General features: G+C 38.2%; 12 protein-coding genes. 8 read left to right on the top strand and 4 right to left on the bottom strand.

The features are described from left to right. Positions 1-142: 142 nt before the first annotated feature. The 4 genes from GJ691_RS07450 to GJ691_RS07465 are packed head-to-tail and all read left to right on the top strand — an operon-like array spanning position 143 to position 4,280. Positions 143-1,702, top strand: a complete 1,560-nt coding sequence (locus GJ691_RS07450) for an FG-GAP repeat domain-containing protein (RefSeq protein WP_154365401.1) — start codon at positions 143-145, stop codon at positions 1,700-1,702. A 1-nt stretch (position 1,703) separates the two neighbouring features. Beyond that, on the top strand, positions 1,704-2,135 hold the full coding sequence (locus GJ691_RS07455) for a 3D domain-containing protein (RefSeq protein ID WP_154365403.1): 432 nt from the start codon (positions 1,704-1,706) through the stop codon (positions 2,133-2,135). An 11-nt stretch (positions 2,136-2,146) separates the two neighbouring features. Continuing rightward, a complete protein-coding gene (locus tag GJ691_RS07460) occupies positions 2,147-2,809 on the top strand; it encodes a peptidoglycan recognition protein family protein (RefSeq protein WP_154365405.1) in 663 nt (220 codons plus the stop codon). 1 nt (position 2,810) lies between these two features. Continuing rightward, positions 2,811-4,280: a M14 family metallopeptidase gene (locus tag GJ691_RS07465; protein WP_246200141.1), complete on the top strand. Its 1,470-nt coding sequence runs from the start codon at positions 2,811-2,813 to the stop codon at positions 4,278-4,280. A gap of 66 nt (positions 4,281-4,346) precedes the next feature. Here GJ691_RS07465 and GJ691_RS07470 read toward each other — a convergent pair whose 3' ends face one another. Then, positions 4,347-4,514, bottom strand: coding sequence for a hypothetical protein (locus tag GJ691_RS07470; RefSeq protein WP_154365407.1), 168 nt, complete (start codon positions 4,512-4,514; stop codon positions 4,347-4,349). A gap of 186 nt (positions 4,515-4,700) precedes the next feature. Continuing rightward, positions 4,701-5,792, bottom strand: a complete 1,092-nt coding sequence (locus tag GJ691_RS07475; RefSeq protein ID WP_154365410.1) for a vWA domain-containing protein — start codon at positions 5,790-5,792, stop codon at positions 4,701-4,703. Between the two features lie 236 nt (positions 5,793-6,028). Here GJ691_RS07475 and GJ691_RS07480 point away from each other — a divergent pair, with 236 nt between their 5' ends. From GJ691_RS07480 to GJ691_RS07490, 3 genes are read left to right on the top strand one after another with little or no spacing between them, the layout of a single operon-like run. Next, positions 6,029-7,039, top strand: coding sequence for an XdhC family protein (locus GJ691_RS07480; protein WP_154365412.1), 1,011 nt, complete (start codon positions 6,029-6,031; stop codon positions 7,037-7,039). Then, positions 7,039-7,653, top strand: coding sequence for an NTP transferase domain-containing protein (locus GJ691_RS07485; RefSeq protein WP_154365414.1), 615 nt, complete (start codon positions 7,039-7,041; stop codon positions 7,651-7,653). The genes GJ691_RS07480 and GJ691_RS07485 overlap by 1 nt, the downstream gene beginning before the upstream one ends. 3 nt (positions 7,654-7,656) lie before the next feature. Continuing rightward, positions 7,657-8,748 carry an amidohydrolase family protein gene (locus GJ691_RS07490; protein WP_154365416.1) on the top strand — a complete coding sequence of 364 codons (1,092 nt, stop codon included), beginning with the start codon at positions 7,657-7,659 and terminating at the stop codon, positions 8,746-8,748. A gap of 18 nt (positions 8,749-8,766) precedes the next feature. On the opposite strand, the gene GJ691_RS19480 is transcribed toward GJ691_RS07490, so the two are convergent. Together GJ691_RS19480 and GJ691_RS07495 are read right to left on the bottom strand one after the other, a co-directional pair. Beyond that, a complete protein-coding gene (locus tag GJ691_RS19480) occupies positions 8,767-8,913 on the bottom strand; it encodes a hypothetical protein (protein WP_179955059.1) in 147 nt (48 codons plus the stop codon). Positions 8,914-9,130: 217 nt separating this feature from the next. Then, the gene (locus tag GJ691_RS07495; RefSeq protein ID WP_154365418.1) at positions 9,131-9,763 is read right to left on the bottom strand and encodes a GntR family transcriptional regulator; all 633 of its coding nucleotides are present in this window, start codon (positions 9,761-9,763) and stop codon (positions 9,131-9,133) included. 169 nt (positions 9,764-9,932) lie between these two features. On the opposite strand from GJ691_RS07495, the gene GJ691_RS07500 reads away from it, so the two are divergent. Next, positions 9,933-12,101: a DUF5916 domain-containing protein gene (locus GJ691_RS07500; RefSeq protein WP_154365420.1), complete on the top strand. Its 2,169-nt coding sequence runs from the start codon at positions 9,933-9,935 to the stop codon at positions 12,099-12,101. Positions 12,102-12,258 lie beyond the last annotated feature (157 nt).

Genomic DNA, 12,258 nt, shown 5'->3' on the forward strand with positions numbered 1-12,258 from the left:
CTCTTTTGTCCGAACAATATAGCTTTAGCTAAAACATATTTTTTAAATTGCTTGTTATATCCTACAAGAAACATTGGACTTGAATAAAGACCAAGGATAGTCCATACTGACTGAATATTCTTGAAACCATTAAAGAAGCGCTATGATCAACTTGTCCAAAGTCTTTGAGTTTTCGAATTACAAGGGTATTCCATCATATTCAGGACTTATTATTTTTTGTGCTTTATTAATTCAATCATGCGGTCAAACCAAAGAAGAAAAGGGACTTGCCCTTTACGAGACCCGTTGTGCCGTTTGCCATATTGCACCATCAATACAATCCCTACCAAAAACAGTCTGGGAAAAAAGTGTTCTACCCGATATGGGGGCAAGGATGGGTATTCGAAACAGTGGCTATAGCCCGTACAACAGACGGCCGTTCAAAGAACAAGAGGCGATCATGAAATCGGGAATATACACCTTACCCCCAATGATCAGCAATGAAGATTGGCAATTACTGCAAGAATATATTATTCGGCAAGCACCTGATTCTCTCATAATGCCAAAAAAAGAGATTACAAATCAGGCATTAAAGGGTTTTACCCCACGGCCCATAACCTTCGATACGTTGCCTGGGTTAATGTATACCTACCTTAATTACAGAAAAAACATAGGTAAGATTGAGCTTGCTGACATGTCGGGAAGGCTTTTAAATTTTGATTTTAAGGAAGGAAAAGTGTCTTTTATAAATCATTATAAGCGGCCAATTACAAGCTATTTTACATCCGAAGATGTGTCCTATGCCACACTGGTAGGTAAACTGGACCCTTCTGAGATTCCATCGGGCAGTATACTTATCGAAAAAGAAGGGGAATCATTCAAAATACCGGAAATTCTTCATAGACCAGTACATACCGCGGTAAGCGACCTTAACGGAAACGGCAAGGACGAGCTTGTCGTTAGCGAATTCGGATATCTCACCGGTATGCTGAGTTTATTGAAACAGAACGATTCCTTGGCATTCGAAAAACAAGTACTTTCCACACTTCCGGGTGTGATTAAATCCGTTGTTAAGGATATGGATGCAGATGGCAAAAAAGATATTGTGGCGTTATTTTCCCAAGGGGATGAGAATATTACCATTTTCTACCAAGAAGATGATTTAAAATTCAAAATGGACAAAGTGATTCGTTTTAGTCCCATTTACGGGAGTAGTTGGTTTGAATTATTGGATTATGATAATGATGGGGATGATGATATCATTACCGTAAATGGCGATAATGCGGACCTAACTTATATTCCTAAACCTTACCACGGAATGCGGATTTACATTAATGATGGTAACAATAATTTTAAAGAACAATATTTTTATCCAATGAATGGGGCGACCCGCGTGGTGTCCAGGGATTTTGATAAGGACGGGGATATAGACTTTGCGTTATTGTCAACCTTTCCGAACTATGACAATCCAAAAGAATCATCATTTGTATATTTGGAAAACAAGAATTCCACAGCATTCATTTTTGAGGATGCCACTCTTGAAGAAGCCAACTTTGCCCGATGGTTACTAATAGATGCAGGGGATGTTGACGAAGATGGGGATGAGGATATAATACTCAGTTCGTTTTCCTATTCCTTTACTCCCGTTCCTTCTGAAAAATTAAAATTTTGGGAAGAAAAAGGTGTTGATGTATTGATACTTGAAAACAAAACAAATCCGTAGTATGGCCAACAATAGTCTCATTGGTTTGCTTCTAGTTTCTTTTATATGGGGGTGTGAAGAAGAAAAAAAAGAAGACCCTTACATTTGGATGCCTATTGAGGTTACCGCCACCGCCTATAACTCGGTTCAGTCACAAACCAATGAAATGCCCACAGTTACTGCTTGGGGAGATACTTTGGTCCCGGGCTTAAAATCATTGGCCGTTTCGAGGGATTTAATTGCAAAGGGGTTGGATTACGGAACTATGGTACGCATCGATACCTTTCCCGATACTTTTTACATCAACGATAAAATGCATTCGAAATGGAATAACAGAATTGATATTTATATGGGAAACAACATTGATAAAGCCAAAGATTGGGGTAGAAGAAAGGTCATTATCGAATATGCCATTTTAAAAGAAAAACTGGATTCTTTACCCTTGAACGATTAAACCCAAGAATAATGAAAAATATCATCCCTATTTTATTTCTATTAGTTCTTTCAGCATGTTCAACCACTAAGAAAATAGTGGATAAGCCCGTCATTTTCAATGATGAACGTACTGAACTAACTTTAAATTATTTAAAGGAGAGGTATGGATTGGATCAAAAAGAGCCAACGATTGTTCCGAAAATGATCGTTTTGCATTGGACGGCCATTCCTACATTCGAAAAATCATTCGATGCGTTCCATGATTCAAAATTACCGAATTGGCGCCCTGATATAGAAACCGTGAGCGGCCTCAATGTTTCAGCCCATTTTTTGGTTGATCGTGATGGGACTATTTATCGACTTTTAACGGAAACCACTATGGGCAGACACGTAATAGGATTGAACCATTGTGCTATCGGGGTTGAGAATGTAGGTGGAACGTCAGAAACCCCATTGACCAAGGAACAATTGAAATCGAATATTTGGTTGGTAAAATATTTGGCGGAAAAGTATGATATTGCATATGTTATTGGCCATCACGAATATACTTTGTTCGAAGGTCACGAACTATGGTTGGAGAAAGACAAAGGATACCGAACCAAGAAAACCGATCCGGGTGAAGAATTTATGACCAAGGTTAGAAACGCAACAAAAGAGTATAAATTTAAACCGCTACCTAAAAACAGTAATTAAAATGAATATGAAGTTAACCACTTTTTTCCTTTTTCTCTTTTTCATCAATACCGGATTTTCACAAGATTATGATATTACATCAAAACTCTATGGCACCTATGAAAAATACAAGGAAGAGAAACTGGATAAGCGCCGAATAAAACATCATGAGATACAACCTCTGATCGCTAAACATGCCGCCAATCCCTTATTTACCGTAACGAAGGTGGGCGAATCTATTGAAGGTCGCGATTTGAAACTGATCAGTATCGGTACCGGGGATACCAATGTATTTCTTTGGTCCCAAATGCATGGGGATGAACCTACCGCGACACAAGCTATTTTTGATATTTTCATTTTTTTGGCAAGCAATGGGTTTAAGTCTGAAAAACAGGAAATCCTAAGTAATCTCACCCTTCATTTCTTGCCTATGTTGAATCCCGATGGGGCAGAACGGTATCAACGAAGAAACCTTTTGGGGGTAGATATCAATAGGGATGCCTTACGGCTACAATCTCCTGAAAGTAAAACATTAAAAAGAGTGAGGGATAGTTTGGAAGCCGATTTCGGGTTTAACCTGCATGATCAAAGTACATACTACAATGCGGAACGTACTGAAAAGCCCGCGACCATTTCCTATTTGGCACCAGCGTTCAATTATGAAAAAGACATAAACGAAACCCGTGCAAATGCCATGAAAATCATTGTATTCATGAACAATATCATACAAAAATATGCCCCTGGCCAAGTAGGGCGGTATAATGATGATTTTGAACCAAGGGCTTTTGGTGATAACATTCAAAAATGGGGTACCAGTACTATTTTAATTGAGTCGGGCGGATATTCCAATGATGTGGAAAAACAAGAGATAAGGAAGCTTAATTATGTGTCGATCCTTTCCGCTATTTATACGATCGCTGAAGAAAACTACAAAGAAATACCTATTGATGAATACAGTAAAATTCCTGAAAATGATCGTAAACTTTTCGATTTAAAAATAACCAATGCCACATATCACTTATTGGATAAGGCCTATAAATTAGATATCGGGATCAATCGACTTGAGGTCGATAAAAAAGAAAATACAGATTTTTGGTACAGCAGTCGAATCCTTGAACTGGGCGACTTATCAACCTATTATGGCTATAAAACCTTGGATGCGACCGATTATACCATAAAAAAAGGTAAAGTATATCCCAACGAGTTACATAACATGGATGACATCAACCAAATCAATGCAATCGATCTCTTAAAGCAGGGATACACCTATTTGCGCGTGGCCAGGCTTCCTTTGGAAAAACTGGAATCACCTATTCCCATGAACATTATAGGAAGTACCTATAAAGTACCAGAGTTGCAATTGCAGATCGGTATTAACCCTACATTTCTGTTAGAGAAAAACGGAAAACCTGAATATGCCGTTATCAATGGTTTTCTCCTCGACTTGAATACGGGGGAGGGAGTTTTTAATAACGCGATGATCTATAGATAATCCATAAAGCCCCTAATTTGGCATTTAGTGATTTCCGCATCATCTCTAAATAGGGTTTGTGTACCATCAATATCCATAACGTATGGTCATATAAGGGCCATAAGTCAATAAGACCACCAACATTGTGAGTAATGTTGAAACAATTGTGGCGAACAATAGAAGAACAAGGCTTTTATACCCTTTTGATAAATGTCCTGCCGGACTCTCTTGAATAATTTCTTTGATTACATCCATGATTTTCAATCTTAATAGTTAACAGCATCATCATAGTCTTTAGGATGTAGGTATTCAATTAAAATGGGGTTGTTGGTTATAGAACAATCAACTTTGAAAAAACCCTACCTTAATTCGTTTGAAAATTAATGTAAATAAAAAAGCGTCCTGAAAAGGACGCTTTGAATCAAGATTATATAAATGCATTTATTCACAACCTCCAGTGAAACCGTCGGCACTGAATTTGGTTTGTACTGCACCTTGTCGATTGCCATCGGTCAATTGTATTACTAAATTGTTATCTCCACTACCATCTCTTTTTGGGCTGCAATACTCAAAAAGATAAAAGCTATTGGCCCGTTCCGAAATTTTCAAGGAAATATCGTTAAACGTATTTTCCAATTCTTCCGCATTACCTGCAAAAACGCTATACGTCTTGCCGATATCGGATAAAATTTGCGTATCTATCTCGGCACCAAGACCAATGGTAAAGAACGAGATATTAGCACTAACATCGTTTACTTTCTTTAAAGCCGCCTCTTTGGTATATCGGGAAGCTTGATCCGTACCATCAGTGAATACAACCACCGAGGCCGCCCCGATAACCTCATTTTTTATACTCTCTTTCAATAGGTCCTCCGCAATATCGGTCGATTCAATTACCGCTCCATAAAGATCCGTTGATGGATCATTGCTGATATCATCTGTAATGGAATCTATAGCAGCGACCAATTCCTGTTTAGAACTTGTCAAATCATTCAATAGATGTAATCCATCTTCCCCATCAAACCAATAGATGGCCATTTTATAAGATTCCTCAGTTGTTGTAGGCATTACATTATTCACAAAACTTACCGAAGCCGTTTTCAATTCGTCTAAGCTACTGCTCAGGACACTGTTGCTTAAATCCAATACGAGTATCGTATTCGCATTGAATATCTGTGAGTTTGGTGAGATACGTGCGTATGACTCCGAGGATGAAATGGTATTGAAACATTCATCATTACGACCTTGTTCATATATAGTGAATTGATTTGCCGTTAAGCCTGCGACAGGACTCCCATTGGTATCCGAAACTTTGAACAATATAGAAACTTTTCCCGGTAGGGTAGTGTATTGCTCTTGAATGCTTAATATTAAATCGCTTTCTTCAAAATTTAAACAATCATCTACCGGTTCTCCTTTGCCTAGGCCGTCACCGAAATTTATATCCAGATTAACATCATCATCAGCATTACCACATGCAAAGGCCAATAAAAGAAAGGCAAAAATACTAGAATATTTAAAAAGTGATTTCATTTTCGTCATTTTGAGGTTCAACACACAGAACGCTCATTTGGATCATAAATTATGCCACAAAAATAAAACTTTGTTAAATCTTGTTAAAGAAAACCATGTCACGCAAATCCGTTAAATTAGAAGGGATTTAAAATCCTCATCAACATATATAAATCATCTGTTTTTCGATGCCTTTTGTAGAAAATCAGGTACTATCGATTTTTAACCTTAAATTACAGTTGTTTTAAATTTACGGCATGACCCATGAATTCAAAAATATCGTAAAAACCTATATTTCCGCGAAGGAAAAGCAACTTAAAACCGTTTTGGCAACAGTTGTGGACCTTGATGGTTCTTCTTACCGAAGACCCGGCGTTCGAATGCTCATTTTAGAAGATGGGAGGGCCGTTGGTGCAGTAAGTGGCGGATGTGTTGAAAAAGAAGTAATTCGCCAAGCCCAAAGTGTGCTGGAAAACGGTATTCCAAAAATGATGACATATGATGGTCGCTATCGATTGGGTTGTGAAGGCCTCCTATACATTCTCATTGAACCCTTTGAACCAAATGAAGCCTTTTTGTCGGCTTTTGATCGACTCGGCCACAATAGGAATGTATTCACCTTACAATCCTATTACACCAAGACAGAAGGCACTAATATCTCCTATGGATCAATAATGCGTACGGATAATAACGACTTTCCATTTGCTGCCATTTTACGCCCTGTAAAAGGATTGGAGGTATTTTCCCAAAAAATGAAACCATGTTTTAAGCTTTTGATCATTGGTGCCGAACATGACGCGGTACAACTAAGTGGTTATGCCTCATTGACAGGATGGGAAGTGACCATTGTGGCACCTCCTTCAGAACAAAAAAAATTAAAGGATTTTCCTGGGGCACAGGAAATGTTATGTGTAGATGCCGACGATTTGGATATTGACGAAATAGATAACCAAACCGCCGTTCTTGTAATGACCCATAATTATGTAAAGGACCTTAAATTCCTTATACGAATCAAGGAATCCAAACCTGCTTATATCGGTATTTTAGGACCTATGAAACGCCGGGAGAAGTTAATGGGGGAATTGATCGAGAGGTACCCGGAAATCGATGATGCCTTTTTTGACTCTATATACGGTCCGTCAGGTCTTAACATCGGCGCAGAAACCGCACAGGAAATATGTATTGCAATTATGGCTGAAATATTGTCCGTAACCCGCAAGCAAGAACCTATAATGCTCAAAGATAAGTTAAGTGCCATACATTGCTAGTGGGAAAATCAACGAACATAGCCATAGTTATCTTAGCGGCAGGGGAATCTTCCCGTATGCAACAACCCAAGCAATTGTTACCATGGGGAGAGACCTCACTCTTGGGCCATGCAATAGAAACGGCCAAAACCAGCAGTGCACATGAAATATTCGTGGTTTTGGGAGCCAATTCGGAAATGATCTTGCGGCAATCGGATCTAACCCAAATTAATGTTATTTTAAACGTTAACTGGAAAAACGGCATGGGATCTTCGATTTCATGTGCAGTAAAAGAGATAATTCAAAACAAAAAACATTTTGACGGTTTGCTCTTTATGCTTTGCGATCAACCATTTATCGATACAGTCTATCTTAATACGATGATCAGTACTTTCAGTGATGAATGCAATGATATCGTAGCAACGGCCTATGAAAATGGGAACGGGGTGCCTGTGCTATATGATCAAAGGTTTATTCCAGATCTGGAAAAACTTGATGGTATTGTAGGTGCCAAGGAAATATTGTTGAAAAATACCCAAAGTACCACCAACCTAAAGCCAAAAGGAAAAGAAATTGATCTTGACACCTATGAAGATTATCTATATTACTTAAAACAATCTAAAAAATCCGTTTAGTTTATGAGAAAACAGTGCTTTTATATTTTTATGGCTTTAACCTTTACATCATTCCACATCCTTTTTGCCCAAGAAATGCAATTTGAGGAGTATAACCCCAAATCAACCTTGGTAGTACCGAAACATGAGGTAAAAAAAGCCAAATTCCCATTTATCGATGTCCATAGCCACCAGAGGGATATGTCTAAAGAAGCATTGCAATCATTGGTCAAGGATATGGATGCTATGAACGAAGGGGTAATGGTGAATTTAAGTGGTGGTTCAGGGGAACGACTAATGGGCATGTTACAAAGCATCAAGACCAACTATCCCAATCGTTTCGCTGTTTTTGCCAATGTGGATTTTAGTGGGGTGGGGAGCGAGAATTGGTCCGAAAAAGCAGCAAAACAACTTGAAACGGATATAAAAAATGGCGCTAAAGGACTTAAAATATTCAAAAGTCTCGGTTTACGATACAACGATATAAACGGAAAGCGTTTAGCCATAGATGACCCTAGATTAGACCCCATATGGGCCAAATGTGCCGAAATGGGTGTGCCTGTTTTGATCCATGCTGCCGATCCCAAATCATTCTGGGATCCTATGGATGCTGATAATGAACGCTGGCTGGAATTAAAGACCCACCCTCGCAGAAAAAGGTCGAATACCGATCCTGCTCCCTGGGAGCAGATCATTAAAGAACAACATAATGTGTTCAAAAAACACCCAAACACCAATTTTATAAATGCGCATATGGGTTGGCACGCCAATGACTTAACTACACTTGCTAAGCTATTGGATGCCATGCCGAACATGTATGTGGGTATTAGCGCGGTTATTGCCGAATTAGGAAGACAACCCCAAAATGCACACGCATTTTTTCTTGCATATCAAGATCGGATACTATTTGGGAAGGATAGCTGGAAACCAGAGGAATTCCCTACCTATTTCAGGGTTTTGGAAACCAACGATGAATATTTTCCCTACTACAAGAAATATCATGCATTTTGGGCCATGTATGGTTTGAACCTACCAGATGAAGTCTTAAAGAAGTTATATTATAAAAATGCACTGAAACTTATTCCAGGATTGGATACTGAATTGTTCATGGAATAAGAAGACCGTTTAATCTACTTAAGATTCTTTCTGGAGTGTCTCCACTTCGGTCTGTTCTTCATATTCCTGGAAAATACCGCAAGAATAAACTTTTTTGACCAAGGGAGCTTTTTTCTTTATCTTCTTTTTAGATAAAGCTTCAATCTGTGGAGATAAATAGTTCATGGTGTAACTTTTAGTGTTTATACAAAGAACGTAAGAAATGTGATTTTAATATACATTCTTAAGCAGATATAAGATTTATTTAACAAAAATGGATTTTTAAATTAACGAACGTCTGATATTTGAAGCCATATTCCGTTAATACATTTAGTGGATTAAACCATTAATGCTCATCGATAGATAGATATAATGAAGGGATTCTTAATAAAACAATTTCAGTTTAAACTTTGGTGAGCTGTTTTTTAATATAATCCAAAATAAGCATCCAATTCATTTTTAGTACAAGTGCTGCGGTCGGCACATTATCGTCTTCAATGGCCGAAATAATACCATCATGTTGGTTATCGGATTTTGCATAAATGGAATCGTCTGACAAAAATGCCCTTTCATAAAATATGATCCGGGTCTTTAGATCGGTCAAGATCTGTTGGGCCAAGGCATTTTTATAGTGCTGTGTCAGTATTTTATGAAATTCAAGTTTGGCATGGATTCTCGTTAACGTATCCGAAGCATTTTTAAATTTATGCTGTGCTTGTTTCAAGTCCTCGATCGATGCCTCATCGAAGAACGAATTCTCCAAGGCCAACACTTCAAGGTCTGCGACCAATTCATAAAGATCCTTGGCTTCGGCATATTTTAATTCGGCAATAATAAAACCCCGATTGGGAATCGCCTTTATCAGCATAGATTGCTGTAATTGGGTTAGGGCTTCCCGTATGGGAGTTACACTAACATCGAGTTTACGGGCCAATGCCGCCAAATTTATGGTTTTACCCGGCTCTAATTTACCCTGGGTCATTTCACTCAATAAGTGCTCCCGTACCTGATCTCTAAGTATAAGTTTTGAAATCATTGTGCTAAAATAATATTTCGTATACGATTTAACGAAAAAAACGTTCAACTTCGTATTAATTCGCTTGTAAAAGATTAAAAACCAATGGCCTACTTTGACAATATTGAGCCATTATTAGTTTAAAAACAACTATATAATCTTTCAGCAAAAGGTTAAATTAGTACTGATTATGAAATACCTGTACACACTTATTTTTTTCATATTTCTGTGTTCGCATAGTTATGCACAAAAAAAGAATGCATCTTTTCAGTTACATATTAAAAGGGCTACATCACCCATTGTTATAGATGGTATTGCCGATGATCCTACATGGCAAGATACGGATGTTGCAGATGATTTCTTTATGGTATTACCCATGGATGGGCGTAAGGCTACGGAAAAGTCTGAAATTCGAATGGCATATGACGACAAATATATTTATCTGGTGGCCACTTTTTTCAATAGTACCAATGGAGACAATATCGTTGAATCCTTACGGCGCGATTTCAGTTTTGGAAACAATGATAATTTTCTACTCTTTCTAGACCCGTTCAACAACCAGACCACTGGATTCTCCTTTGGTTCAAATGCTGCAGGCGCACAATGGGACGGTACCATGTTCAGTGGTGGCAGTATTGACCTTAATTGGGATACCAAATGGGTATCCAAAGTCGTAAGCGATGAGGACAAATGGGTTTTTGAAATGGCAGTTCCCTTCAAATCCATACGATACAAAGAAGGAGTAAAGGAATGGGGAATAAATTTTAGTCGTTTGGACTTAAAAGCTAGTGAAAAATCTAGCTGGACCCCCATTCCACGGCAGTTCCCAACAGCTTCCTTGGCCTATACCGGGGTTTTGGTATGGGATGTTCCTCCACCTCCACAAAGTACTAACCTATCGTTAATCCCTTATGCGCTTTCAAGTGTAAATAATGATATTGAAGGGGAGACAGCTTTCGATAAAAAAGTAGGGGGTGATGTTAAAATAGGAATAACCTCTTCCTTAAACCTTGACTTAACGGTGAACCCTGATTTTTCACAGGTAGAAGTAGATCGTCAAGTCACGAATCTAGACCGATTTGAACTGTTTTTCCCAGAAAAAAGGCAATTTTTTCTCGAAAACGCGGATCTTTTTGCCAATTTCGGTTATTCCAGTATCCGACCTTTCTTTTCCAGACGAATTGGTTTGGGGGTTCCTATTAGGGCAGGGGCAAGGGTAAGTGGTAACATTAATGAGAAATGGCGTTTGGGCCTAATGGATATGCAAACGGCAGCTGTGGACGAAACGGGGCTACCCAGTCAGAATTTTGGTGTTTTATCCATTCAACGTAAAGTATTTAGCCGGTCGAGTATCGGTATGATGGTGGTGAACAAAGAATCGATCAATTATCCGCAAGAGAACGATTCCCTGACCGCACTATATCCTAAATTCAATCGAAATATAGGTCTTGAGTATAATTTAGCATCTTCCAATAACTTGTGGAACGGTAAAGCCTTCCTTCTAAAGTCTTTTTCGCCCAATAACGAAGGCAACGGTATTACCCAAGCTGCCCATTTAGAGTATACTAGCCGAAAGTGGAACTGGCGCATACAGGAAGAATCAGTAGGCGAAAATTACAGGGCAGAGGTAGGTTATGTACCCAGAAATGGGTATATAAAAATCAACTCCTTCCTCGGGTACCTTTTTTTTCCAAAAAAAGGTAAAATTCTAAGTCATGGACCCATTTTGAATACCAGTTATTACTTCAATGAAAATTTTGAAAGAACGGACAACACCAATTATTTACTTTATTCCTTTGACTTTAGGAATCGGAGTAGTCTCGACTTTTTCATTTCCGATGATTATGTTCAATTATTGTCCCCTTTTGACCCAACGAGATTGGGTATGGATGAATTGCCTATTGGTAGTGAACACCAATGGAATGCCTTCGGATGGATGTATGCCTCTAAACCCCAAAGTCTTTTTACATACACTTTCGATGGGAGGTTAGGTGGGTATTATCAAGATGGGAACAGAACAAGCCTAACATCCTCTTTAGGATACCGATTTCAGCCGTATGTAAGTTTAAGTGCAAATTTAAACTACAATCGAATTAAGATGCCCGCACCTTGGAACACCAATGAATTTTGGCTTATTGGCTCCGAAGTTGATATCACTTTTACCAATAAACTGTTCTTTTCCAATCTTTTTCAATATAATGAACAGTCAAAGAATTTTGATTTGAATTCCCGATTCCAATGGCGCTATAAACCTGCTTCGGATTTATTTATCGTCTATACAAACAATCATTTATTGGCACCATACACGGGCAGAACTTGGTCGCTCACGGTAAAACTCAATTATTGGTTCAACCCTTAAACCATTGACTTATTTAACGTTATCATCTTCTTTTGGGTGTTTTATTTCCTTTTTTTGTAATTTTAGAGAAACCCCCTATAAAATCAACGATTTCGTAAAACTATAACGAAATTTAAAGAATACGATATTTTTTACATATAAAAGCTAACAAAAATCA

This window comes from Maribacter luteus, assembly GCF_009674825.1.
GTDB lineage: Bacteria > Bacteroidota > Bacteroidia > Flavobacteriales > Flavobacteriaceae > Maribacter_A > Maribacter_A luteus.